Here is a 23,747-nt window from a genome sequence, read left to right on the forward strand (position 1 = left end):
CTCCCGAGGGCGGGTTAGGCGGGGGCCAGGTGGCGGGGGCGCCGGGCGCCGTGCCGCAGCCCAGAGTTGACGGTTCGGGCGACTTCGGCGCGGGATAGTCCGAGGTCGCCCCCTCCCTGTTCAAGCAGCTCTTTGACGGGTTGCTCGGGGAGCGCGCCGCCGGCGATGAGTTCGCCGAGGGCGGCGGCGGCGCCGAACAGGGCGCGGTTGCGCTGGCCGGGTTGGGCGGCGGCTAGGTGCGCAAGCTCGCGGTCCAAGGCCGCGCGTAGATAGGCGGAATGGCGGTCGTCGGGGATGGGGACGTGCACGGGCCTCTTGGCCGGTAACGGGGCGGGTGTGAGTAGCTTGAACAGGGAGGGGGGCAGCGGCGCGGGAGCGGTGGCGTGCTGCACCGCGTACCGGCCGGCGCCGTCCGGCAGGGTGACTGTGCTGCCGGGCGCGACCACGTAGCCGCCCCAGGCGCGGGTGTCGATCAGCCACCCGAGGCTGCCGTTGGTGCTGGGCAGCCGGGTACCGGGCGGGGCGGTGTAGTACAGGTGCAGGCCGCCGCGCCGGGTGCGCACCTGCAGCGTTTCCCACTCGATCGGGATGCCGGCGCGCTGGCAGAGCAGCGCGAACACGTCGGCGCCATCTCCGACGCCGGGTAGATCCCATTCCCGGGGCGCCTGTTGGCCAGGCTTGGGCAGGTCCAGGTCGATCACGACCAGCCTGGCGGGGCCGGTGGCGATGCCGACGTTGTACGGGGCGCGCTGCCACCACGCGCGGATACGGTCGGGATCGCAGGTGGCGCGGGCTTCCCAGTCGGTGAAGCCGCGCGGGGGCGCCTTGTCGCCCACTGCGATGGGGAAGACGGGCCAGCCGCGGGCGGCGGTGGCCAGGGCGGCGGCGGTCATGTCGTGACGGTGTGGTGCGGTCATGCGGCGCTCACCTCGGCTGACGCGGCGGCGGTCAGCGCCCGTTCGAGGCAGACCTTATGGACAGGGCGCCGGTCGTCGTCGAGGAGGAAGCACGGGCGGTGGCAGAAGCGGCAGGGGCGGCGGCGTCCCCCGCCCCAGTGTTCGCGTTTCTTGTGCCAGTCCAGGGAGACAAGCCCCTGGTAGATGCGGTAGCCGCTGTTGGCGGTGGCTGTCATGCTGGCAGGTGCCCTTTCTCTGATGCCGGAGTGGGCGGGCGGCCTCGGCGTCGTGCTTGGCGGCTGTCGCCGAGGCCGCAAAGCCCTCCGAAGAGGGGGTCAGAACGGCGGTTTGCAGGCGGCTTCGTGCCGGAGCGTGTCCGCGACGTCGGCTTCGTAGAAGTTGCCGAGAAGGTAGGCGATCAACCCTTCCAGGCCGCCGGTCACGGCTTCGTCTGCCTCGGCGCGAAAGACGGCGTGCCAGTCCCGGCTGACCTCGTGGCCGTGGGAGCGTTCGTCTTGGATGCAGCCCTCGGCGATCTCGGCGGCGATCTGGTGCGGTAGGTCCCTGAGATCTCCCGCGGTGATGTCCAACTCGCCGGCGAGGGTCATCATCCGGTCGAGGGAGCCGTTCAGCCGCGCCTTGGCGAGGTTGCGAAGTTGAGGCCGAAGGGTGGTCAGCAGGGTGGCCAGGCGCGGGGAACGCCGGGCCAGGTGCGCGTTCATGGCAGCCTCGGCAGTGGCCGCAGTGCCGGTGAGACTGGCCAGGGCGATCAGGGCGGTGATGACGACGTCGCACAGTTCGCCGGCCAGGTCGTCGAGGGTGTGGGTGACGCCCTTTCGGGGGTTTTGGCCGGTGACGCCGATGTAGGCGGCGACGGCTTCGCCGTACTCTTCGCCGATCTTCATCAGGCGCATGGACAGCTCATGGTCGGTGCGCCCGTTGGTGCCGTCGAGCCAGGTGAGCGTGGCCGCGATGTGTGCCCACAAGGACGGGGCGGACCACGGTGTGGCGGTGTCGGCGGGTCGGTCGGTCAGGGTTTGCATGGCAGGTCCTCTGTCGTGAGGTGACGGGTTGACGGGGTGTTGACAGGGGGTGCGGGCCTCACGCGTCGGGGAAGTGGCGCGTCAGGCCCGCACTGCGGGGGCCGGTTTAGAACGGCGGCTCGTCGCCCTGGTAGGGGTTGGCGCTGGCCCATGGGTCATCGGCGGGCGCGCCGTTGCCGTGGCCGTTGCCGCCGGCGCGGGCGGCCTTTTGGGGTTTGGCGGTGGCGAAGCGCAGGCTGGGGCCGATCTCGTCTACGGTCATCTCGGTGATGGTGCGCTTGTCGCCGTCGCTGGTTTCATAGGTGCGCATGCGCAGCCGTCCGGAGGCGATGACGCGGGTGCCGCGGGTGAGGGATTCGGTGACGTGCTCGCCGAGGTCGCGCCACGCTGAGCAGCGCATGAACAGGACCTCGCCGTCCTTCCACTGCTCAACCTGCTTGTCGTAGGTGCGGGCGCTGGAGGCGATGGTGAAGCCGGCTACGGCGGTGCCGGTCTGGGTGTAGCGCAGTTCGGGGTCGCCGGTCAGGTTGCCGATGATGGTGATCGTGGTTTCGCCGGACATGGCGGTCTTCCTTCCACAGATTTGAAAGGTTCGGGTGGCGAGGGTGCGCAGGGTGCTGCCCGCGGTCGTCAGCGGACGTTGAACAGGCGGACGCCGGCGCGGAGCTTGTTGCCAGTGCCGGCGCAGTCGGGGCAGTAGCCGAAGGAGTGCGCGAACAGGCGGCTACGGCGTTCGCCGGTGCCGCGGCAGCGGCGGCAGTCGGTGTAGGGGTGGCGCTTGAGGTTGACCCGGTAGGCCAGAAGGAGGGCCAGCGCCAGCACTGCCAGAGCGGTCAGGCAGAACGCGATGGCGGCCAGCGTGTCGAGGATGGACAGACCGGTCATGACGGATCCTGCGGGGTGTAGGGCTCCGCGTAGCGGCGGCCGAGGCTGGTCAGGGTGAGGAGAGGGGTGGGGGCTTCGCCGGCGTTGTGGCGGGCGCACGGGTCGCAGTACAGGTCGCCGTAGGTGTTGCGCCAGATGCGGGCGCCGTGCGGCGGGGGTGTGTTACAGCGCCAGCAGGGGTCACAGCCGGCCGGGCCGGCGCTCGGCGGACCGTAGAGGAAGGTGAAGCCGCCGGTCTGCCAGCTCAGGTATTCACCTGGCGTGATGGCGATGTGGCCGTGTCGTTCGAGTTGGGTCACGGTGTCGTCGCTGGTGCCGGCGTCGCGCTGGAGGGCGGCCATGGGTAGGGGGCCGCGTGCGCGCAGGTGGCACAGGGCGAGGTGGGCGGCCTGTAGGACGGTGGCGGCGGTCTTACCGGCCGGGGTGAGGTGGATACGCAGCCGAGGATTGTCGGCGGTTTGCATGAGGACGGGGTAAGGCTGCTGTTCGGTGTGGAGCCGGCCGGTGATGTAGTGCGATTCGGCCAGCGCCACCACGTCGGCACGGTTGGCGCCGGTGCGCTGGCGCAGGTCCCGGATGCGGAAGCCGACGCGGGTGGCGGTGGTGCTGTGGGCGGCCAGGTAACGCAGGATGCGCCATTCGGCCGCGGTGAGCTTCAACGAGTTCACGGTCGTGTTCCCTTTCCGCTCAGGCCGTTACGGCGGGACGGAGAGGCGGATCGCTTTCGGCGGCGCTGCAGCGCTCGCAGAAGCGGAACCGCGAGCTGGGGTCGGCGATGCGGGGCCACCACTCACCCCACTGGTGGCTGTCGCGCTCGCAGGCGAGGCGAGCCGCGCAGCCAGGGCAGAGTTCAGGGGTGTTGGGGTCGCTCCAGTGCCAGTCCTTGAGCCAGTCGCGGAGCTGGTCGAGGGTGTCGGCGTGCAGGGTCTGGAATTCGTCGTCCACCTCGCCGCATCGGGTGCAGGTGACGACCAGGCAGGTTCGGGTGGTGATGCTCACGGCCGTGAGCTCCTTCCGGGTGTGCGGGCAGGCTCGCGCGCACGGCTGCGCGTGGGATGCATCCGCGAAAGTTTTTGATCTTGCTTGGAGGGGGCCACGAGGGGGAGCCACAGCTCAGATGAACGGGGCCACACGAGGGGCCACGGCGGGGGCCACGATGGGGCCACGATGGGGGGCCACGCATCGTGGCCCCCGCGTTGACCTGTAACTCCCTCCCCCAGCCCCCGCCCGTGGCCCCCGAAGAGGGGCCACGCGATCACGAGGGCCGGGGAAAGGGTGCTCAGCCGGGCGGCAACTCTCGCCGGGCGGGCGCGCGTCGAGGGCGCGGGGCCGGCTGGTTGTCGATCCGCTCAGCATGCACGCGCGTGGGGCGGTCGGCGGGTATGCGGCGGTCGGTGGCGTTGAGGTCGAACACGATGCGCCCACCGCCGCTGCGGTGACGCAGGCGGGTGGGATCTCCCGCGGTGAGGCTGGGGGCGGAGTCGATCAGCGCCAGCAGGAGCGAGATGACCTGTTCGACGTGTTCGGGGTCATCGCCCATGATGCGTACCTGGGGCATTCACCTTCCTAGGGGAGTTCGGGGCGGTGCTCCATGAGGTAGCGCTGCCGGTCGTCGTCGTAGGCGCCGATGACGCCGGCCTCAGACAGGCGCCTCATCTGCTTCTGGAACCAGGACCGGGAGATGTCGGTGGTCTCCCACAGCACCTTGAAGTCCCCGGTTCCGACGTCGCGGGCGCCGTCGTCCCACAGTTCATGCAGGCGGGCCATGAGCGCCGCGCCCCGCTCTTCCGGGGTCATCTTGGGCTCGGGCGGGGCGAACGTTAGCGGCGGTTCCCCCTCGGGGAAGTCGGTGATCTCGTCATCGATGCCAGCGGCCACCTCAGGGTCGGGGTCGTCGGTGGCCAGGTATTCGGTGGCGACGTTGCGCACCTCCTCATCGTCGTCTTCGTCGTCGGGCTCGGTGGTGTCGAGGGCGGGCAGCGGTGCGGGGTCAGCCAGCGCCGTGGCCGACAGCCGGGACAGGGCCGCGGTCATGGGATCGATCTGCTTGTGGATGGCGGGGAAGGCCGCGGCGTGCGCCCGCATCTGGGCGTTGGCCTGTTCGTCGTCGAACTCGCCGGCTGCGGTGATGCCCCAGGCGTAGGTGCGCATGGGCATGGTGATCCGCTCTTCGGGGATGGACGGGGCGTCCAGGTAGGCCATGCCGGGCTGCTTGTTGCTCCACAGCTCCGGCCGGCACCCGGCGTCTTCCTGGGCCTCGGACAGGCCGAAGGTGGCGTCGGCGGCGGAATCGACGCCGAAGCACATCTTGGCGAGCTGGCCGCGGGCGATGGTGGGCATCTGGGTCCAGTCGCTGCGCTGCAGGGAGAGGACGACGGTGCCGCCGGCGCTGCGGATGGCCTTGATCAGGGACAGGAACTGTTCCTGCTGCTTGTCGGTCAGGGCGTCGTAGATGTCGGGGAACTCCTCCAGCCACAGCACCCAGTAGGTGAGCCCGCACCCTTCGACCCACTTCTGTAGCCCCTTGCTGGCCAGCAGGTCGGTACGCGGTTTGATGTCGGCGTACATCTCGCCGAGAAGGGCGCGGGCGCCGTCCTTGGTGGTCTCTAGCCGGTGGAGGCCGGCCTTGAGCGGTCCCAGAGTCTGCTCACCCTTGGTGATGTCGATGGCGAACACGGCCACGTCGCGGCGGGTGACGACCTCGGCGAGGACGTTCCAGGCGCCGCCGATGGACTTGCCGGCGCCGGTCTTGCCCATGATCTGCACGTGGTGGCCGACGATGACGTATTCGACTTCGTCCAGGTCTTGCCACAGCCCCGGGCGGATCGGTGCGGCGATGCTGGCGCCGACGCGGGAGGGGCCGGGCCAGGCGATCGGGTGCTTCATCACCCGCGGATCGGAGATCGTCACGCTGGCTTTGCTGGCGTCGTCGGGGTCGATGGCGGTGGTGATCGATCCCGGGGGTAGGCCGATGCCGGATTCGACGTAGGGGACCTTCTTTTGCAGGTCATCGGCGATCTGCCGGCCCTCGGCGAGCTGGACTTCGCCGGTCACCTTGTGCGCGGTGGCCTGGATGGTGCGGGCCTGTACCGCGGGCATGCCGGCCTTTTCGGCGCCGCGCCCGAACAGGAAGGCCAGCGGGTCGGCGACCGCGGCGTTCATGTCGATCTGCTTGGCGCGGATGACGGTGCGGATGTTGAACGACAGCGCGAACGCCACCCCGCCGATCAGGATCAGCCGGCCGGTCACGGTGGTGGCGGGGCCGTTGATGGTGGCCGCGCATACCCACAGCCCGCCGGCGAGCGTGGTCAGCGTTGTGTGTGCCCGCCCGGTGAGGCTGCGGGCATGGGACTGCCGCCAGGTCAGCGCGGTCAGCACGAGCACGCACGTGATGATCAGGGCGGTGGTCCAGGCGATCGTTTGGGGGTCGTCACTGGCCAGGGTGAAGTGAAAGGCCGCGCCGAGGCCGAACAGCAGCAAGCCGATCAGCCAGGGCGGGAAGTACAGCAGCGCCTTGGACACCTCGCGCGTGGCCACCTGCTCCCAGGAAGAGGAGTCCGGGACCGCAGGCAGCACCGCGGGCGGCGGCGTTGCAGGTGTAGTGGTGCGGGGCATCTGGCGTCCTCATTCCTTCCAGTTGAACTCGGTGTGCCGCTTTTCGGGCTTGGCCGGCGGCAGCACCTCGATGAACTCCTTGCGGAACTGGGCGTGGAACTTCACCAGTTCCACGCCGGCGCCGCGCTGCAGTTCGGCGGCGCGCTTGAGCCTTTTGACTACACGGCGGGCGCGGCGGCGTACGTCCGGGGCGCCGAACACACTCAGCACCGGATGGCCCTTGAAGCTGCGGACCAGCACCGCGTACAGCTCATCGGCGCCGAGGGCGAACTCCTCGCCGAGGTCGCGGGCCAGGTTGCGGCCGACCTGCGCGTATCGGGTGATCGCCGAGGGGCCGCCCCACGGGATGGACGACAGTTCCGGGATGCGGTTGCGGCCGGGCTTGCCGGACGACGGGCTGGACGACGGGCTGGGCGCCGTGGCGCTGTAGCCGGCCGTGCGACCGGCAGGGTCGTCGCTTTGGAAGAAGATGCCGTTGTTGCTCACAGGTTCTCCTTTCGTGCGGTCTCCCGCACCACTTCGGCGAACTGATGCATCAGATAGACCAGGCGGCGCGTGCCGAGCATGGCGGCGACCAGTGCATCCAGAGCGCCGAGGATCAGCAGCGCGACCGTGGCCGCCCGGTGCAGAGCCGAGCGCAGCCACGGCCACGCGACCCAGGCCAGCAGCATCGGGACGACCAGCCAGCGCCAGGTGTTGAACGCGCCTCCGAGCAGCAGGCCGGCCAGCATCAGGGCAGCCACGGCCACGAGGGCGCGCCGCAACAGGCGCGCATACCAGGCCGCGGGGATGGTCGGGGGTGTGCGGGGCGGGGCGGCATCGGTGATCTCGTACACCGTGCGCGGCGTCTTGGTCATCGCCATCACCGCCCCCGCCGGGTCCGAGCCTGCGATCCGGACACGGCGCGCGTCGCGCGGGTGTGGGCGGTGTGGGCACGCACCGCGGGCTTGCCGGCCAGCCTGGCGGCGACCAGTGCCAGCCAGACCCGCAGTGGTGGACCGGCGAACAGGCCCGCGACGGCGCCAGCCAGCCACAGCGCCACCTCGCGGGGCCAGGGCGTCAGGTTGACCACGGCCAGCCCCGTGGCGACGGACAGCGCGGCCAGGGTGACCAGCGCGCCGATCAGGACTTCGGCGGTGGTGCGGCGGCGGCTCATGCCGTCACCCCCTTGGCGATCTCGTCTTTGAGCGCCGCGGCGGTCTTGGGGGCGCACCGCAACGTCGTGCGGATCTCTTCGGCGGTCGGGTGGGAACTGACGTCTCCCTGGCCGATCAGCAGGCGCAGGATCTGCCGGTGCTCATCGATCGATCGACGCGGCGCCGGGCCGGTGTCGCGCCGGGGCGGTTCGATCGATCGGCGTGAGGGTCGATCGATCGACTTCGGCCGATCATCGGTCGATCGACGTCCGGGAGGATCGACGCGCACGGCTTCGATCGACGCAGCGGGCGTCACCCGCGCAGGCGCGGGCACTGTCCGATCGACGGGAACGACGATCGGGATCGGTCGTCCGATCATCAGACCGCCGACCATGGACAGGCGGCCATCCTTGATCGCTTTGCGGTCCAGCCGGGCCTGACGCCGGATGATCCGGCGGGCGAGCCGGCGTTCCCGCCGGGGCGCCTCGGGGTCGATGCCATAGCGGTCGATCCACGCCGCATGCCAGGCATCATCGGCGCAGCAGGCCGGGCCGCGGGCGGCCAGGATGCTGGCAGCCTGCCAGGACAGGCGCGGGTAGCGCAGGCGTCGCCACAGCGTGGTGCGCAGCTCTGCCAGGGACCGGCCGGCATTGCGCTGGCGGCGCGCCATCACGGTCAGCTCCCACAGCCCGACTCCCAGCAGGGAGGCCAGGCCGCGCACGATGCCGACCTGCAGCCCATCCGCGCCGAACGCCTCGCCGGTGATGCCGTGCCAGACGTTCATCGCCGCGGCGGTCAACGCCAGCAGCCACGTCCAGACGCGTAGCTGGCCGGTCGGCTTGTCGGCTTCCAGCGCCTTGTGGGTCAGCCAGGCCAGATACCAGGCGCTGCCCTCCAGCGCGATCGGCACGGTCACCGCCAGCGCGCCGAGGCGCATGACGGCCTGGCCGAACTCCAGTTGGCCGTTCCAGGCGATGACGATCGGGGCGCCCATCGCGACCGCGCCGACCAGCAGCGGCGCGCGTTCGCTCACCGCGGCGGCCACGGCGGTGATGGCCTGCTGGCGTCTTTGGCGGCGTTCCTTGCGGCGCTTGTCGCGCTCGCTCCGGCGCTCCCGGCGCGCCTTGGCCTGAGCCTCCTGGCGCCGGGCACGGGCCTGGTCGGCCTGCTCAGCCTGTTGAGCCTGCAGCGCCAGCCGCTGCGCCTCGACACGGAGCATGGTTTCGGCGCGGGTGGCCTCGGCTTCGGCCAGCCGGGTTTCCGCGTCGGCGCCCGCCACGGTGCGGGCGGCTTTGGTGTCCCAGTAGGTGGTCACGTGATCACCGCCGCGTGAACGGAGTAGTGCAGTACGACGGACTTGCCGCGCAGGTGCTCGGGGATGCCCTCATTCAGTACCTGCGTCAGCAGGTCCTGGTGACGCATGCCAACGGGGACGGTCACGGCGTGGCTGCTGGTGGATATCTCCCCGTGGCGGCTCTGCACCGTGATGACAATGAACAGGGCGCGGGTGGCCTGCTTGGCGCCGGCGCCGTTGGCGGACGGGGCGTGTGTAGGGGTGTCGGTCGGGGCGGTCATGCGGCGCTCCTTTCGGCGCAGTCGTTGCAGATGCCGAGGTGACGGGCCAGCACGTAGCCCACGTCACGGGTGCAGTCGGGGCAGGTCCGGCGGGCGGCGTTGGCCTTGGCCAGGGCGGCGCGTTGCCGGGCGGTCGCCGTGCGCTTGGGCAGCGCGAAACGCACGTCGTAGAGGTAGGCGGCGCGCACACCTCCGCGGGCACGGTAGCGGCGCGAGCGCCACAGCACTTGTCCTTGTACGCTCTGCCCGCCAGGCCGAAGTCCGGCGGCGGTGAGCTGGCGCAGGGTCACCAGGTGCGGCGGTGCCATCCGCCAGGGCCAGGTCGGCAGGCCGTAGCGCTGGCCGGCGGGATCCCAGAATCGGGCGCGGATACGGGACATCAGGCCACCTCCGGCGAGTGTGTCGAGGCGTCGTGTTCGCCGGCGATGGCAGCGATTTCCTCGGCGGTCAGGCCGGCCCACACGCCGGTCTGGGGGCGCACGTCCAGGGCGTAGAACAGGCAGGAGGCCCACACCGGGCACTCCGCGCACACCTCGCGCGCCACCTGCTCACGCGCCGCACGCTCCTCGGCGCTCTCCTCGGCGAAGCTGTCGGGGCCGCTGTGCAGCTCGGGGTCGAACCCGCACGCCGCCTCTTCGGCCAGTTGGCGCGGCATATCCCCTGTGACTGCGGCCAGCAGGCTCAGCGCCGCGCGATCTCGCGCCAGCGCTCGCGCCCCTCGGGGAGGCGCGGTCAGGTCGTAGGTCATGATGGGTGGTGCTCCTTTACAAGGAGTCAAAGGGGGCGGCTCAGGTCTTGGCGGATCAGGGGCCGCCCCCGGGTGAAGTGGAATGGGTCAGCGCTGAATGACGGGCTTGTCCAAGTCGCGGTGGTGCAACGTGACCGACAGACCGTCTCGGCGCAGCCGGTCGGCCAGATGCTGAGCAAAGACCGGCGCGCGGTGCCGGCCGCCGGCGCAGCCATCGGCTACGGAGACCGGGCCGGCGCTCGGGCCGGACAGGAACGCGACCACCGCGTGGGCGGTGGCCTCCAACAGCGCGGCGATGCCGGGCGTGGCCAGCACCGTGGTACGCACTGGCTCATCATGCGCGGTCATGTAGCGCAGCTCGGGTGAGATGTGCGGGTCCTTGAAGTGGTGCCGCAGATCGATCGTCAGATGCGCGGCCGGCGGTTCGCCGTGCAGGTAGCCGAACGACACGATCTCCACCGAGGGGGCATGGCCAGGCCGCTCCATCATCGGCGGCCTCGCCGGCCGATGACTGGCATGGTCTTCGACAGCTCGCGGTCGTACGCCTCGCGGGTGCGCAGGTTCTCCTTGCCCCAATCGGGCTGCAGATAGCGGTGCGCGGCATCGCGGGTCAACTTGGACTGTGCTCGGTCGTAGGCCGGGTCACTAGGAGTCTGTGACATGCTGGATGTCTCCTTTGAGGAGCCGGCGGCGCGTTCTACTCTTGGCGGGGTTGGGCGCGCCATCACCGGCAGCGGTGCGGACGGACGTATTCCCTTCGTGGTTGGGGTGCGCCTGAGGCGCGTCGGTCGTGCCCGCCCGGGACTTGCACACCGGGTGTCTGCTGGTCGGGCTCAGACGAGGAAGGTCAAGCGCCGGCGTCTGCCTCGATGTAGACGCGCACACTCGACTGGTTTGGCACCGAAGGGCACAGGCCCCTAATGGCGGTGATGGAGAACGCCTCACGCAGGGTCAGGACGGCATCGGCGACCTCTGCAGGTGCGCCGACTAGGCGGATCGACAACATGAGCACTCCCTTGGGTTTGTCGGGCAGAGGAGAAGGGGCCGGGTCAGCAGTCCCAGCAGGGCCACGGGCCGCGGCCATACACGATGACCGTGCGCTCACGCAGCTCGGGGCGTCGTCGCCGCATGAGGGCGATCCATCTCGGGCAGTCGCCCACGTGTGATTCGCCGGGGCCGTAGAACTGGCTGGCCTTACGTCGCTTCATGGTGATCCCTTCGGCGCGAGGATTGGCGGTAGCGCCCTGGCGTGGAGTCGAACCCCGCCTACGACCATCAGGGCGGTTGAGGGGAAGAGTCGGCGGGCGGTGACTAACCGAGGTTGTTGGCGAAGGAGGCCAACGCATCGGCCACCGTCATCAGCCCGTTGAAGACGCTGGTAGCCATGTCGGCGGCCTTGTCCGGCTGTCGAACGACGAACACCAGAACAAGGCCGAGAAGCAGGTAGAGCAGGAAGCGGCGCAGTGGTCTGCGCTCGGAGTACACGGTGCATCTATCCCTTCGGGCGGCAGCGGTGAGAGAGCCGCGGCACATCGGGCACCAGGCCCTCTCACCGTTGGCGAAATAGGTGAACGTTGAAGTGGCGCAGGGGCTCGTTTGCCCTGCTAGGCCGCCTTTTCGCGGGAGGCGGTGACCCTTCGTCGTCACTGTTCAGTTCTCAAACGATCAGGTGCGACAGCCCTAGTGGTGCGCGGGTGCGCCGCCGTCCCAGCTACGGCGTAGAGCTGTGCAGGGTGCCACAACTGCCTTAAGGCAGTTCAACTGACTCAGGACAATAGAGCATGGCCCGGCTCACGTCAACCGACTGCCTTAAGGCAGTCGAGTACGCTTGCCGTGTGGAAAAGCGATCAGGTGAGGAAGGCCAGAAGATCCACGCGAGTCACAAGCTTGCGGCGATCATCCGGGCGGACATTGAGGCCGGACAGTGGCCGGCAGGTGCCCGCCTGCCCTCGTATCGGCAACTTGCAGAAAAGTACGAAGTGGCACAAAACACCGCGCAGGCGGCTGTGCGAATTCTCCAAGCTGAGGGCATGGTGACAATCCGCGCCGCTAGCGGGGCTTATGTCCTTGACCCGGCAGAGGCACCCCTGACGAGCACCTCTGATCAACTTCGGGCCGAACTGGCAGAGGTAAAACAGCAGATTAAGGACGCCCGAAAGATGCTGGTATCAGCCGAAGATGCTCTTGCCGGGCTTGTCGATCGACTTCACGCGAAATAGACGATCTCTGCAAGGAGCCATTTTAGGTATCCTCCCCTCTGATCCACCGACTTCGATTGGCCTCGCCTCAGGACCTACTTGTGCGCTGGTGCACTCCAGGTGATCCGTCGCGGCCTTGCACTCTCAAGTGAACGCGAACGAACTGACCGAAGCCATGCATTCGCTACGCACTGGCGCTGCACTCGTGATGCACTAGTAGTGCAGGCGCACGGGAAAGACACCGAGAAGTGCAGGTAGGGGCATGGTGGTTGTCGATCTTTGGACCGGGCGTAAGGCCGGCGCGCTCCGTACTGCGTGGCGCATGAGCATTGAGGCGTATGCGGATCATCTAGGGGTCGCTACCCGAACCGTCGCCAAATGGGATGCAGAGCCGGACATTGTTCCGGTGCCAGCAATGCAACAGGTGCTTGATACTGCACTTGAAACGGCACCAGATGCCGTAAAGGCACGGTTTGCTATACTGTTTGAGCGGCATACACAAGAACCAACCCGAGAACGCAAGCACGACTCTCGCGAGGTGGTAATGGTCGCGGCTAACGAGTCCGCGGAAGACGCAGCGCTGAGAGCTGCTCAATGTCCAACTGAAAGCATCTCCGACCTGCACGACCGAACGGTGTACGTAGCTCGCGCATACTCGTCTCGCCCTCCGATGGTCGCGTTCGTGGACGCCAGAGACGTAAGGGATCTGGCTCGAACCTTGGTCCAACGCACATTCCGTCCGTCTGACCTTGCAGACCTTTACGTCATACTTGGACAAACGAATGCGCTGATGGGCTCGATTGCATTCGACCTCGGCAACTGGCAGGCGGCAGCCACCCTTGCAAGGTCAGCTACAACGTACGCCGAGATTGCCGGGCATTCGTCGCTCCAAGCGTGGACGCTCGGACTCCAAGGCACTCTCGCGTTTTGGCGATGCGAACCAGAGCAATCGCTATCCTATTTGTCGCGGGGCCTGTCAATCGCTCCTCCCGGGGTTCCTCACTACCGCCTGCTTTATATCGCTAGCCGCGCTCATGCAGTTCAGGGTAATGAGCAGGCGGTTGGCGAGGTGCTTGCGCAAGCCCGGTCGGACTTTGAGGACCGCGCGCGGCGCCCAGACGAGCTAAATGACTCAATCAGGGGAGAGTTCACGTTCGACGATGCGCGGGCGGCTGCATGTGCCGCCGCCGCATGGCTCCATGTCGGAAACGGCGAGAAAGCAGCTTCCTACGCGGAGTCCGCTCTGAACGTCTACATGTCCCTTCCGGAGGAAAGGCGTCCATTCTCCCCAACGACGGGCGCAACATTAGACCTTGCTGCCGCACATCTGATTAGCGGGAATCGAGACGCCGCCGAAGAGAAATTGGAAGCAGCGCTCGCACTACCCCGGGAGCTACGCAATGCCTCCCTTGCCGGTAGGTTGGCTAAGGTTCAGGCAACCCTCGACAACGACGGGCAGCCTAAAGACCTCAAGTCCAAGGCGCTATCGTCTCGTATCAATGACTGGCTGAAAGAAACCGCCGCTAAACCCGACGTGGTTGACGAAGCCATCTAGTCCAGTGAAGCCAGAACGGCATTTTCCCGGACCCTGCTAATCCCTATCTCACTTGAGCGCTCATGCGCCGAAAGGCTACTTGTCGCCCTCAGCCATTCCCAGGTGTCGCGCACAGTGCTCATAAGTGGCCGGCATTCCAGACCACAGGAACGAGCATGGTCCGAAGAGACACGCCAAACACCTGCGTGCACGCGCCACAACGGCATCTCAGACCATTGACGCACTCCGGACGCTAGCAAGACATCGTCGGCCACCCAAACGAATTGCGCGTTCGATTGCGTGACCGACGCACAATAACTCAGCAGGCCGCCGAAGGTATCAAAATCAGTTGGCGCAGTTACGTTGAAGTTTCCTGATAGGTCACGTGCTACCGAATGGATGGCGAAGTTTGCAAGGTCACGGACATCTACAGGCTGAATGGTTCGCGAAGGATCTCCCGGAGCCAGAACGCGCCCCCCTTCCGAGACTCTTCTCAGCCACCATGGCAGTCTTCCGACGTATTCACGAGGCCCTAGCACCACACCAGGCCTAAGTACGGTGGTTCTCTCTTCACCAAACGTTAGTCGAGCGGCCAACTCACACCCGGACTTTTGATATCCGTACCTGGTTGGGCCATCTTCTACATCTTCCCCGAAGCTCTCATCTGCATCCGGCGGACACTCAAGAACGGTAGAGCTTTCTGTAAGAGGGCTAGCAGGCCAGTCGGCGTAGACGCTCACTGTTGACATGAAGACGTATCGCGTTGTCACAGGCTCCAGGGCTTGCGCCATCGCCAGTACATTCCGAGGAACATATCCCGACGTGTCAATAACTGCATCCCATGGCCCGGCCGAAGCCAGCTTTTCGATGTCCGCAGGATTGTCCCGGTTCCCGTTGATTGTCCGTGCGCCCTCAACTGACGGGCTGGTCAGCCCGCGATTGAACGCAGTCACATCCCAACCATACGAAAGAGCACTCTCCACGATGGCACGTCCAACAAAGGCGGTACCGCCAAGGACGAGAATTCTGGTCATGCTAGGAGCACCTTCCTGCACCTGGTCTTCGTTCGGGTTGTCTGTCAAAAGGTGGTCTTTAATCGACTCCGAGTCGTTGTCACTGTAGATCCTCGGCGGTGATCGCGTATCCTATCCGACCAGAACTGATCGCGCCTCCAAGTTTGGGTTGTACGCATTCCGCCAGAGCTGCACAGGCTTCCAATAAGCCAGCCGCAGCCAGCCAACCAGACTCCTCCGGAATGTCCCACTCATCTTTGATTAGCCTGAGCGTGGACGCCCAATGCTCTTCAGCCTCCTCGACGACAACAAGCGCCTCCACTAACTCCGGCTCATACCCGAACTCAAGAACTCTTGGAGTGAATACATCACGCAGCGTCCGCACGTGCGGTTTCAGGGGATGATATATGGATTCCGCCGACTGCTCATCCTGCAACTTCTTTCGTATTATCCCCGCCACCCGCTCATTAGGTGCGTAATGGATAGGAGGAGCTCCATCACCTTCACTCACCGTGCGGACCATATATCCCTCGTCCGAATCAAACAGTCCATCCTCATCGCTTATGATTATCTGCTCATCGTCATGGAGGTGCATCAGTGTATCCGTATTTTCGCTGACATACTTCGCAAATGAACGAAAACGGGATGCCAAATCTGTTGCAACCTCATCATCCTCATCGTCCACTGCAAGGTCCCTAGCGAACATAGCAGCGGATGCCATTAGCAAAAAGTGCATTTCATATAGATGAAACATAATTCCTCTCGTGAGATAGTTGCTGACTCGCTCCCATTTGCGCTTATTTTCGATTTCGATAAGTCGATCCACCAAGGCGAAACCGATTACTATACTCGTAGTGATTCCTGCCACTTCGGCGAGCAAGTTGCTCGAAAACTCCGAGCCATAGCTTCGATACCCGGCTATGAGTGCGACTGCCACCACGGCAACGAGAGACAAGTAGACTTTTGTCTTCCAAGACAGCCGTGCAACTCTCTTCCTCCACGCAGCATCTATAGCACGGTGGATCCATGGAACATCCGTAAGCCGCTGAAGACCTGCGGCCATTAACGGTTCAATGTTCGACACAGCATCGCGAAGTGCTTGAAATGATCTTTTCATCTTCCAGCCACCGTCGTCACCAATGCAAGCGCCGACGCGGAGGCACACTCTAGGTCGCGCCCCCGCGATCCTCGAACTTGCACATGTTCATTACATGGTGCACTCCGAAGGGGCTCCGATGCATGCTAAAGACTAGATCCCGAGGTGCCGCGATAGTTTGGGTGCACCCCGGCCCCAGAGGCGGAGAGTCGCGCACAAGCTTGATCCTTACCCAATACCTACCCAAACACCCAATGTCACCATTTCGTCGAGCATGATTCCGCAGGTCAGAGGCGCGATGCAGTCAAAACGATAGCCGCCCTCATAATCCGTGGGTCGTGGGTTCAAGTCCCACCCGCCCTACTCTTCAATACCGCGTTCGACCTGGGGTTTCTCGGTTCTCGCCGGCCTTCGATCACATTGTTGATCATGGTTGGTTGCTCGGTGGTTGCTCATCGGCGCGGGTTGTGTGATGCGGTAGATCATTTAGGGTGCCAACGTCACGTCAGACCGCGTGACGATCAAGAGAAGATCAAGTCAGAACACCTTCACGGCCCGCTCATCCAAGTCGCAGTTGGCGCATGGTCAAAGATCGGTTCCGGCACTTGCTTCATCCGCCACCCCTCGCTGCCCAGCAGATATTTGATCCGCGGGTTCCGGGTTCGAGCCTCGGCACCTAACCTTCATAACCCTGTGGGTGCCACGAACTCGGCTACCCTACGCGACCTGCGTGTATTCGTGGATCAGCCCGCCGAGGCGGTCACGCCGGATGACCTTGATATCGGCCTCGACCGGGTCGGGAAGGGCTCGCAGTGGAGCGGCCTGGCCCAGGGAGCGATGCGGGCGATGCTCATTGAAATGGGTCTCATAGGTAGCCAGCACGCGCCGTAAGTGGCGGGCGTTGACGATGAGGATCCGATCAAGGAGTTCTCGGCGCAAGCCGCCGATCCAGCGTTCGGCGAACGCGTTGGCCCGCGGAGCCCAAGGCGGCGTCTTGAGGATGCCGATGCCCTCGGCCGTGAAGACTTCGTCGAACATCGTGGTGAACTTCGTATCCCGATCGCGGATAAGGAACCTGAGCCCCTCCGCTCTGTTCCTCAGCTCGATCACCAGGTTCCTGGCCTGCTGCGCAACCCACGGGCCAGACGGGTGCTCAGTGACGCCGAGAACGTGCACCCGGCGGGTGCCGAGCTCCATGACGACCAGGCAATACAGGCGCTTTAGCAGCACGGTGTCGCAGTGGAAGAAATCGCACGCCAAGATCCCCGTAGCTTGAGCACGCAGGAACTCACTCCAGGTCGGCCCCACGCGTCGCGGCGCCGGGTCGATGCCCGCCTTCTTCAAGATGAGCCACACCGTGGAGGCTCCCACCCGGTAGCCCAGAGCCGTGAGTTCCCCGGCGATCCGCCGGTATCCCCACAGCGGATTCTCCCGGGCCAGACGAAGTACCAAGGCCCGGATGGAGGCGCGGATGGGAGGCCGACCATGGCTGCGGCGCTTGAAGGTCCACCGCCGCCGTACCAGATCGGCGTGCCAGCGCAGCAACGTACCCGGCGTCACGAACAACCGCCGACGACCGGCTGGAGACAGCAGCCGCGCCAGCGCGCTGATCACCGCCCGATCCGCCCACGACAGCCGGGGCCGTGCCACCCGCCGACGCAACACCGCGAGCTGATGACGCAAGACGAGGATCTCCGCGTCTTTCGACCTCTGCGAACGACCCAGCAGCACCACCCAACCCGCGAGATGCTGCAAACATCGGTTGTAGGTTCACAGGGTTTTGGTAAGTCCTCCGTCGATGACGAAGTCGGTGCCGGTGACGTTCCCCGCCCGGTCGCTGGACAGGAGTAATACCAGGTCGGCGATCTCGTGTGGATGAGTGAACCTGCTGGTCTCGGCTTGGGCGGCGGCCTGCTTGGCCACCGCTTCCGGGTCAGCCCCGCTTGCGCGGGCAACGGTCGCGGCGACGCCTTCGTCTCCGAGCCACAGGTCCGTGGTGACTGGGCCGGGACTGATGGTGTTGACGCGGATGCCGTGGGCCCCGACCTCTTTCGACAGGGCTTTGGAGAAGTTGGTGAGGGCGGCTTTGGCGGCGCTGTAGTCGATCACTCCTGGGTCAGGCAGGAATGCGTTGACCGAACTGATCGTGATGATGTTGCCGTGCCCGGCCGCGAGCATGGCCGGTAGCGCCGCGCGGGTGGTGCGTATCGCCGCCATCAGGTTGAGCGTCAGGCTGTGCTGCCATTGTTCGTCGGTGACGTTCAGGAAACCTGTCAGGCGCGGCGCGACCGCGCCGACGTTGTTGACCAGGATGTCGAGGCGTCCGTGGGCCAGCGCGGCGGCGACGAGCTGGGCCGGGCCCGTGGTGGTGGCGAGGTCGACCTCGATCGCCCGCACGCTTCCTTTCGCACCCAGTTCTTTCAGTTCAGGTGTGCTTCGGCGTGATCCGGCGACGACGTGGGCTCCCTCTTCGGCCAGGGCCTGGGTGATGGCGAGCCCGATTCCTTTGCTGGCGCCGGTCACCACCGCGACCTTGCCCTGCAGTTTCAAGTCCATGGCATCCCTTTCTGCGGCACAGTCCGCAGCGTTGACCGGTGGTGACGCTCAACGCTGCGGATGCTCTGGTTCGTCTAGAGGTGGTTCCTGGTGAGCCAGGTCAGGCAGGCGTTGGCGACCTCACGCCAGCCGTGGTCGATGGTCAGGGAGTGGCCGCGGTCGGGGAACTCCTGGAAGTCGGTGATCGCGGTGGAGTCCCGGTACTGCTTGAGGGTCGCCTTGGTGACGGTCTCGGGGACAGTGTGGTCCTTGCCGCCGGCGATCAGGAGCAGCGGCCCCCGGGCGTTGTTGCCGGTGTCGACCTTGGCGGGCGAATGGGGGGAGAAGTTGGCGGCGGCGGCCTCGAACAGCGGCTTGCCCGGCGCGGGGATGGTCCAGCGTTCGTACAGTTCGGCGGCCTCCTCAGCCGGGATGGCGTTGCCGAACGCGTAGGTGAACTGGTCGAGGGTGAGGGAGACGGCCCGGTGCTTGTTGGCCGGGTTCTTGAACACCGGCAGGGTCGAGCGCAGCGCCGACAGCGGCAGCGGCAGCACCCCCTTGATCTGTGCGGCGTCGATCGCGATCGCGGCTCTGGCCAGGTCCTGCCCGAGCAGCTTCTCGGCGATCATGCCGCCGAAGGAATGGCCGATCAGGATCGGCTTGACGTCCAGAGCGTTGATGATCTCCGTGTAGTGGGCGACGACGTCGTCGATGCCGTGGTCGGCGATGCTGTCGGGGTCCTTTCTGGACAGTTCGACGGTTTCGCTGTCGCCCGGCCAGCCGGGGGCCGTCGCGTCGTAGCCGGCGGTCGTGAACAGCTCGGTCCAGGAGGACCAGGAGGTGGCGTGTAGCCACAGGCCGTGGATGAAGATGACGGGAATGGTCGGTGCGGTCATCGGTTGCTCCTCAGGAACACGGCTGTCATGCCGGATGGGTGTGCTGGACGGCCTGGGTTGCGGTGGCGGCGGCGCGGATGTGGCCGGCCACGGCTGCCGGTTGCGACAGCGCGATCGCGTGTGACGCGTCGACCTCGATGGTGTCGGCCCCGGCGCGCTGGGCCATGAAACGCTGTGCGGCGGGATGGATCGCCTGGTCGGCGGTGGCGACGACGTACCAGGACGGCAGCGTCTTCCAGCTTGCGGCGGGAGAGCTCTCCTCGAACGCCACGGCCGCGATGGGGCGCTGCGCGGCGGCCGCCACCGAGGTGAGGCGCCGGGGCAGGTCGGCGGCGAACACCGCGGGAAACCGGTCGTCCTTGAGGTACAGCTCCACGGCCTCCTCTCCATCGCCCGTGCGGAAGACGGCCGGCCGCAGCGCCGGGCCCAGCAGGCTGTCGGGGAAGCGGCCCGTGACGTCCAGCACGCTCTCCCCTTCCTCCAGGGCGAAAGCGGTCACGTAGACCAGCCCGATCACGTTGCCCGGTTGGGCTCCCGTCCGGGTGATGACCACACCGCCGTAGGAGTGACCCACCAGCAGGACCGGACCGTCGATCGCGGCGACGACGCCGGCCAGGTAGGCCGCGTCGGTGGCCGGTCCGCGCAGCGGGTTGGCCACCGCGGTCACGGGGATCCCGGAAGCCTGGAGCTCGGCGATCACGCCCGCCCAGCTCGACGCGTCCGTGAAGGCGCCGTGAACCAGTACGACGGTCGGCGTGCTGCCGTTTCTGAAGGATCTCCCTGTGGTCATGGCCTCACCGTAGGAAGCTCCTTGCGCGCCTCGCGAGCGTCACATGACTGCGTCACCGAGCGTCACACGCGCAGGGCCGTGCTCAACGCCGAGCTCAACGCCGATCGTGAGGTGACCCCGAGCTTGGGGAAGATCCTGTAGAGGTGGGAGCTGACGGTTCGATGAGACAGATAGAGCTTCTCGCCGATCTCCCGGTTCGTCAGGCCGTCGGCCGCCATCTGGGCGATCTGGAGTTCCTGCGCGGTCAGCACGTCGCGCGCTTCACTGCTGCGCCTGCGGCTGCTCTCGCCGGAGGCCCGCAGCTCCTGGCGCGCTCGCTCGCTCCAGGGGATCACCCCCAAGGCGTCGAACGTCTCGCGAGCCGTACGCAAGGGCGCCCGCGACTCGGCCGTACGCCGCTGGCGCCGCAGCCATTCACCGTACGCCAGCTGCACCCGAGCCCGTACGAAGGGCCATCGCCGCAGGTCGGCCCCGAGCGCGGCATCGAAGAAGGGCTCTGCCGCCGCCTCATCGGCCAGGACGGCCCGGGCGTAGCGCAGGTCGGCGTGCAAGGACGGCGACGGCGTGGTGAGCGCCACCGCCTCCAGTTCCTCGATGATGCCGGCCACCGCGCGACCTTGACCGCTGTGCGCCGCGGCATCTGCGAGTTCGGCCAGGGAAAAGCAGCGCAGCGCCAGGTGGAAGGCCGGATCGGCGGGGTCGTGCATCCGTCGCAGATGGTCGAAGGCGTCGGCGTAACGTCCCTCGCCCAGTGCGGCGAGTCCACGCGCGAGCTGCACCGTGGCCAGCACGGGGCGGGCTCCGACGGGCAGGGCCACCTGCTCGGCCGCCATCGCGAGGCTCTCCACGCGATCCTGCTCGCCGCGCAGCGCGGCGAGCACCGCGCCCGAGGCCTGAGCGATGGCGTGCATCAGCGGCTGGGACGTCTCGTGCGCCAGACGGGCGGCCTCCTCGGCAGCGGGGATGGCCACGCTCAGGTCGGCCAGCCGGGCCGCGCTCCACGCCTGTGCCCCGAGGTCTCGTGTCAGGAGGCTGAGCCGGCCCTGCGCGCGCAGGGCCGGCAGCGACGCGGCGCAGAACTCCTCCGACAGGTCGAACGCCCCCACCATCAACGCCGAACTGCCGAGCAGGCGGGCCGCCGGCCGCCCGCCGGTCGGGTGGGCGGCCAGCTGGCGTAATCGCTCGATCACGAGCTTGCCACGCTCGATCGGAGCCGCGAACGCCAGGACCGTCAGCAGTCGTCCGTCCAGATCGTCGACGGGCAGGCCCTCGGCCACGGTGACGACGCGTTGCCGCGACCGCTCGTCAGCATGAGCCCAGAAACATCGCAGGGACGCACTGGACAGGAGTTTCAGCGCGAGATCGACGTCCCCCTGCGCCGCCATCGTCTCGGCGAGATCGGCCAGAGAGTGCGCTGCCGCGCTGTCGTCACGGATGCCGTCCTGGAAGCTCTCGCGGATCCACACGATACGGGCCTGCTGCTGGGCCGACAGCCGCGGCTGCTCGTCTTCGCCCAGCAGTCGCATGACGATGTCGCGCCGTCCTATCTCAGCCGCGTACTCGGCGGCTCGCACCAACCGTTCACACCAGTGAGCGGGATTCTCGCTGAGCCTGACCGCGTGCTCCAGGGCCGCGACGGCCAACAACAGGTCGCCCCGACGTCGCACGCTCTTGGCCGTGGTCTCCAGCTCGGCGGCGATGCTCTCATCCGGCCTGGGGGTGGATGCCGCGCGGTGCCAGAGGCGACGGTCCGGCCGGCCGGTGAGGACGTCGGCCAACGCGGCGTGCGCCGCGTGCCTCTGGGAGATGCTCGCTCCCTGGTAGATCGCCGAGCGCATGAGCGGGTGCCGGAACGACACCGCGGCTTCGTGCACGTCGATCAGCCGTACGGTGATCGCCGGCGACAGATCGTCTGCCGTGACGGGTGCGCCGGTGATCAGCGTGGTGGCATCGAGGACCTCGGAGAGAGCGGCGCTGTCGTTGAGCGCGGCCACCAGCAGCAAAGTCCGAGTGGTCGGCGGCAACCCCGACATGCGGGCGGTGAAGGCCTGTTCCAGGCGAGTGGTCAGCGGGAGCCACCCCGGCAGAGAGCCCTTCCCGTCCTGCGTTTCCGCGGCGATCCGCAGCTCGACGAGGGCCAAGGGATTTCCCGCCGCCTCCCGCAGCAACCGTGCGCGGACCGCCCGGGTCAGGCTGGGGCTGCAGGCGTCCAGCAAAGCGTTCGCGGCGGCGTCATCGAGCCGACCGAGGAGCAACTCCTGCAGCCCTGCCCCGTCAAGAGGACTCTGGAAACCCTCGCGGATCGCGGCCAGCAGCACGATCGGCTCGGAGTCCAGCCGCCGCGCGACGAACGCGAGCACGTCGGCGCTGGCACGGTCCAACCAGTGAACGTCCTCGACGAGGAGCAGGACGGGCGAGTGGGCGGCGGCCTCGCCCAAAAGGTTCAGCGCGGCCAGGGCGATGAGGAACGGGTCCGGCACCCGAGCATCGGTCAACCCGAACGCGGCTCCCAGCGCATCGCGCTGCGGAGCGGGCAGTTCCCTGACCTCGGCACGAAGCGGAAGCAACATCTGATGCAGACCGGCGAAGGGCATATGGGTCTCTGATTCCACACCGGCCACCCGCAGGATCCGCATGCCATGCGCGGCGGCGATCTCGGCCGTGTCCAGCAACAGGGCCGACTTCCCGACCCCCGGTTCGCCGCGCACCAGCATCGCACCGCCGCTCATACGAACGCCGTCCACGAACTCGCCGAGACGCCGCTTTTCGGACTCTCGCCCGAAAAGTACTTTTACTGACCGTTTTGCCTGCATATATGACCATGATTGTCTGTGTTGGAGGTTCCATCCAGCGAACTCGCTGTCACATCTGTTGACGGCTCCCTTCTGACCAGGCTGGTTTTGCGCGGTGGCGGCATCTGCCGCGCGGTCGGATATCGCGCCTTCTTCGGGAACGCGGGGCATGAGGATTCCGGCCTTTCAGGGGTGCGTTCAGCTCGGCGCGTACTCTGGGCGGCTCGCAGGGAGGGTTTCCCCGGTCGGGTCCGGCGGTCCCCGCGAGGCGGGCGTCGTCAGGCGGCGGCCTCGCGGATGAGGTCGGCGACAGCGGCGGGCTGGGAGATGTAGACGGCGTGACTGCTGATGACCTCGACGACCGTCGCTCCGGCGCGCTCGGCCATCCTGCGCTGAGTCGGCGGCGGAATCATCCGGTCCGCGGTCGCGACGAGGTACCAGCTCGGCTTGTACCGCCATGCCGGATCGGTGACCGGCCCGCCGACGGCGTCCGCGCCCCACGGAACCTGGGAGTCGGCCATGAACGCGGCCACCAGGTCGGGCAGGTCGGCGGCGAACGAGGCGGCGAACTCGTCGCGGTCGAGGAAATGAAAGCCCTCCTGGGAAGGGAGGATGGGCGGCGCCGGTGCGGCGATGAGGGTGCTGACCGATTCGCCCGCGTCAGGGGCGAACGCGGCGATGTACACCAGCGACGCGACATTGGGGTGGGTGCCGGCCTCGCTGATGACGCCCCCGCCGTAGGAGTGGCCGACCAGGACCGCTGGGCCGTCGAGGCCGTCCAGGACCCGGCGAGTCATCGCGGCGTCATCCTCAAGCGACAGCGTCGGGTTCTGCACGATGTGGACGCGGAGTCCATCCCTGGTCAGCTCGTCATAGACGCCCCGCCAGCCGGATCCGTCCACAAAGCCACCGTGCACGAGCACGACGTTCCTGATAGCGGTCATGGACGCTCCTGCCCTCGACGGACAGGCGCGCCGCCTGTCCTGGTGCCCTCC

The 23,747-nt window shown here is 67.0% G+C and carries 31 protein-coding genes; 2 read left to right on the top strand and 29 right to left on the bottom strand.

Translation table 11 applies throughout. The features are described from left to right. Window positions 1-14: 14 nt before the first annotated feature. The 21 genes from ACWDRB_RS60440 to ACWDRB_RS60540 all read right to left on the bottom strand — a co-directional run bounded on the left by ACWDRB_RS60440 (window position 15) and on the right by ACWDRB_RS60540 (window position 11,383). Window positions 15-917, bottom strand: coding sequence for a bifunctional DNA primase/polymerase (locus tag ACWDRB_RS60440; RefSeq protein WP_449910713.1), 903 nt, complete (start codon window positions 915-917; stop codon window positions 15-17). Continuing rightward, window positions 914-1,132 (bottom strand): hypothetical protein, encoded by a 219-nt coding sequence (locus tag ACWDRB_RS60445; RefSeq protein ID WP_449910715.1) that lies wholly within the window; start codon window positions 1,130-1,132, stop codon window positions 914-916. The genes ACWDRB_RS60440 and ACWDRB_RS60445 overlap by 4 nt, the downstream gene beginning before the upstream one ends. Before the next feature lie 99 nt (window positions 1,133-1,231). Continuing rightward, window positions 1,232-1,810, bottom strand: coding sequence for a MazG-like family protein (locus ACWDRB_RS60450; RefSeq protein ID WP_449910717.1), 579 nt, complete (start codon window positions 1,808-1,810; stop codon window positions 1,232-1,234). 235 nt (window positions 1,811-2,045) lie between these two features. Then, window positions 2,046-2,501 (bottom strand): single-stranded DNA-binding protein, encoded by a 456-nt coding sequence (locus ACWDRB_RS60455; RefSeq protein WP_449910719.1) that lies wholly within the window; start codon window positions 2,499-2,501, stop codon window positions 2,046-2,048. Between the two features lie 68 nt (window positions 2,502-2,569). Beyond that, window positions 2,570-2,824 carry a hypothetical protein gene (locus ACWDRB_RS60460; protein ID WP_449910721.1) on the bottom strand — a complete coding sequence of 85 codons (255 nt, stop codon included), beginning with the start codon at window positions 2,822-2,824 and terminating at the stop codon, window positions 2,570-2,572. Next, complete coding sequence (locus tag ACWDRB_RS60465; RefSeq protein WP_449910723.1) at window positions 2,821-3,492, bottom strand: hypothetical protein; 672 nt, start codon at window positions 3,490-3,492, stop codon at window positions 2,821-2,823. Before ACWDRB_RS60465 ends, ACWDRB_RS60460 begins: the two co-directional genes overlap by 4 nt. A 19-nt stretch (window positions 3,493-3,511) precedes the next feature. Beyond that, window positions 3,512-3,823 (bottom strand): hypothetical protein, encoded by a 312-nt coding sequence (locus ACWDRB_RS60470; protein WP_449910725.1) that lies wholly within the window; start codon window positions 3,821-3,823, stop codon window positions 3,512-3,514. A 280-nt stretch (window positions 3,824-4,103) separates the two neighbouring features. Beyond that, window positions 4,104-4,382, bottom strand: coding sequence for a hypothetical protein (locus tag ACWDRB_RS60475; RefSeq protein ID WP_449910727.1), 279 nt, complete (start codon window positions 4,380-4,382; stop codon window positions 4,104-4,106). A gap of 8 nt (window positions 4,383-4,390) precedes the next feature. Then, window positions 4,391-6,439, bottom strand: a complete 2,049-nt coding sequence (locus tag ACWDRB_RS60480) for a hypothetical protein (protein WP_449910729.1) — start codon at window positions 6,437-6,439, stop codon at window positions 4,391-4,393. A gap of 9 nt (window positions 6,440-6,448) precedes the next feature. Further along, window positions 6,449-6,925 (bottom strand): hypothetical protein, encoded by a 477-nt coding sequence (locus ACWDRB_RS60485; protein ID WP_449910730.1) that lies wholly within the window; start codon window positions 6,923-6,925, stop codon window positions 6,449-6,451. Further along, window positions 6,922-7,296 (bottom strand): hypothetical protein, encoded by a 375-nt coding sequence (locus ACWDRB_RS60490; RefSeq protein WP_449910732.1) that lies wholly within the window; start codon window positions 7,294-7,296, stop codon window positions 6,922-6,924. The genes ACWDRB_RS60485 and ACWDRB_RS60490 overlap by 4 nt, the downstream gene beginning before the upstream one ends. Before the next feature lie 5 nt (window positions 7,297-7,301). After that, window positions 7,302-7,595 carry a hypothetical protein gene (locus ACWDRB_RS60495; protein ID WP_449910734.1) on the bottom strand — a complete coding sequence of 98 codons (294 nt, stop codon included), beginning with the start codon at window positions 7,593-7,595 and terminating at the stop codon, window positions 7,302-7,304. Then, complete coding sequence (locus ACWDRB_RS60500; RefSeq protein WP_449910736.1) at window positions 7,592-8,890, bottom strand: DUF2637 domain-containing protein; 1,299 nt, start codon at window positions 8,888-8,890, stop codon at window positions 7,592-7,594. Before ACWDRB_RS60500 ends, ACWDRB_RS60495 begins: the two co-directional genes overlap by 4 nt. After that, complete coding sequence (locus tag ACWDRB_RS60505; protein WP_449910738.1) at window positions 8,887-9,150, bottom strand: hypothetical protein; 264 nt, start codon at window positions 9,148-9,150, stop codon at window positions 8,887-8,889. The genes ACWDRB_RS60500 and ACWDRB_RS60505 overlap by 4 nt, the downstream gene beginning before the upstream one ends. Next, a complete protein-coding gene (locus ACWDRB_RS60510) occupies window positions 9,147-9,530 on the bottom strand; it encodes an RRQRL motif-containing zinc-binding protein (protein WP_449910740.1) in 384 nt (127 codons plus the stop codon). Before ACWDRB_RS60510 ends, ACWDRB_RS60505 begins: the two co-directional genes overlap by 4 nt. Next, window positions 9,530-9,898, bottom strand: coding sequence for a WhiB family transcriptional regulator (locus tag ACWDRB_RS60515; RefSeq protein WP_449910742.1), 369 nt, complete (start codon window positions 9,896-9,898; stop codon window positions 9,530-9,532). Before ACWDRB_RS60515 ends, ACWDRB_RS60510 begins: the two co-directional genes overlap by 1 nt. Before the next feature lie 87 nt (window positions 9,899-9,985). Continuing rightward, window positions 9,986-10,357 (bottom strand): RapZ C-terminal domain-containing protein, encoded by a 372-nt coding sequence (locus ACWDRB_RS60520; RefSeq protein WP_449910744.1) that lies wholly within the window; start codon window positions 10,355-10,357, stop codon window positions 9,986-9,988. A gap of 26 nt (window positions 10,358-10,383) precedes the next feature. Continuing rightward, window positions 10,384-10,560 (bottom strand): hypothetical protein, encoded by a 177-nt coding sequence (locus ACWDRB_RS60525; RefSeq protein WP_449910746.1) that lies wholly within the window; start codon window positions 10,558-10,560, stop codon window positions 10,384-10,386. A gap of 185 nt (window positions 10,561-10,745) precedes the next feature. After that, window positions 10,746-10,904, bottom strand: coding sequence for a hypothetical protein (locus tag ACWDRB_RS60530; RefSeq protein ID WP_449910747.1), 159 nt, complete (start codon window positions 10,902-10,904; stop codon window positions 10,746-10,748). A gap of 43 nt (window positions 10,905-10,947) precedes the next feature. Then, a complete protein-coding gene (locus ACWDRB_RS60535) occupies window positions 10,948-11,106 on the bottom strand; it encodes a hypothetical protein (RefSeq protein WP_449910749.1) in 159 nt (52 codons plus the stop codon). Between the two features lie 103 nt (window positions 11,107-11,209). Beyond that, entirely contained in the window at window positions 11,210-11,383 is a 174-nt protein-coding gene (locus ACWDRB_RS60540; RefSeq protein WP_449910750.1) for a hypothetical protein, read from the bottom strand. Window positions 11,384-11,733: 350 nt separating this feature from the next. Here ACWDRB_RS60540 and ACWDRB_RS60545 point away from each other — a divergent pair, with 350 nt between their 5' ends. Continuing rightward, window positions 11,734-12,117: a GntR family transcriptional regulator gene (locus tag ACWDRB_RS60545; RefSeq protein WP_449910752.1), complete on the top strand. Its 384-nt coding sequence runs from the start codon at window positions 11,734-11,736 to the stop codon at window positions 12,115-12,117. Window positions 12,118-12,358: 241 nt separating this feature from the next. Next, window positions 12,359-13,651: a hypothetical protein gene (locus tag ACWDRB_RS60550; RefSeq protein ID WP_449910753.1), complete on the top strand. Its 1,293-nt coding sequence runs from the start codon at window positions 12,359-12,361 to the stop codon at window positions 13,649-13,651. Here the strand turns inward: ACWDRB_RS60550 and ACWDRB_RS60555 are convergent. The 8 genes from ACWDRB_RS60555 to ACWDRB_RS60590 form a co-directional block, all read right to left on the bottom strand. After that, window positions 13,648-14,664, bottom strand: a complete 1,017-nt coding sequence (locus ACWDRB_RS60555; protein ID WP_449910755.1) for an NAD-dependent epimerase/dehydratase family protein — start codon at window positions 14,662-14,664, stop codon at window positions 13,648-13,650. The genes ACWDRB_RS60550 and ACWDRB_RS60555 overlap by 4 nt on opposite strands. Window positions 14,665-14,743: 79 nt before the next feature. Beyond that, window positions 14,744-15,580: a hypothetical protein gene (locus ACWDRB_RS60560; protein WP_449910756.1), complete on the bottom strand. Its 837-nt coding sequence runs from the start codon at window positions 15,578-15,580 to the stop codon at window positions 14,744-14,746. Between the two features lie 876 nt (window positions 15,581-16,456). Beyond that, window positions 16,457-17,494 (bottom strand): integrase core domain-containing protein, encoded by a 1,038-nt coding sequence (locus ACWDRB_RS60565; RefSeq protein WP_449910758.1) that lies wholly within the window; start codon window positions 17,492-17,494, stop codon window positions 16,457-16,459. Between the two features lie 15 nt (window positions 17,495-17,509). Continuing rightward, window positions 17,510-18,295: an SDR family NAD(P)-dependent oxidoreductase gene (locus ACWDRB_RS60570; protein WP_449910760.1), complete on the bottom strand. Its 786-nt coding sequence runs from the start codon at window positions 18,293-18,295 to the stop codon at window positions 17,510-17,512. 74 nt (window positions 18,296-18,369) lie between these two features. After that, window positions 18,370-19,170, bottom strand: coding sequence for an alpha/beta hydrolase (locus ACWDRB_RS60575; RefSeq protein WP_449910762.1), 801 nt, complete (start codon window positions 19,168-19,170; stop codon window positions 18,370-18,372). Between the two features lie 25 nt (window positions 19,171-19,195). Beyond that, window positions 19,196-19,960, bottom strand: a complete 765-nt coding sequence (locus ACWDRB_RS60580) for an alpha/beta fold hydrolase (protein ID WP_449910764.1) — start codon at window positions 19,958-19,960, stop codon at window positions 19,196-19,198. Between the two features lie 62 nt (window positions 19,961-20,022). After that, entirely contained in the window at window positions 20,023-22,923 is a 2,901-nt protein-coding gene (locus tag ACWDRB_RS60585) for a helix-turn-helix transcriptional regulator (protein WP_449910766.1), read from the bottom strand. A gap of 107 nt (window positions 22,924-23,030) precedes the next feature. Then, window positions 23,031-23,696 carry an alpha/beta fold hydrolase gene (locus tag ACWDRB_RS60590; RefSeq protein WP_449910768.1) on the bottom strand — a complete coding sequence of 222 codons (666 nt, stop codon included), beginning with the start codon at window positions 23,694-23,696 and terminating at the stop codon, window positions 23,031-23,033. Window positions 23,697-23,747: the final 51 nt, after the last annotated feature.

Source organism: Nonomuraea sp. NPDC003707 (assembly GCF_053587055.1).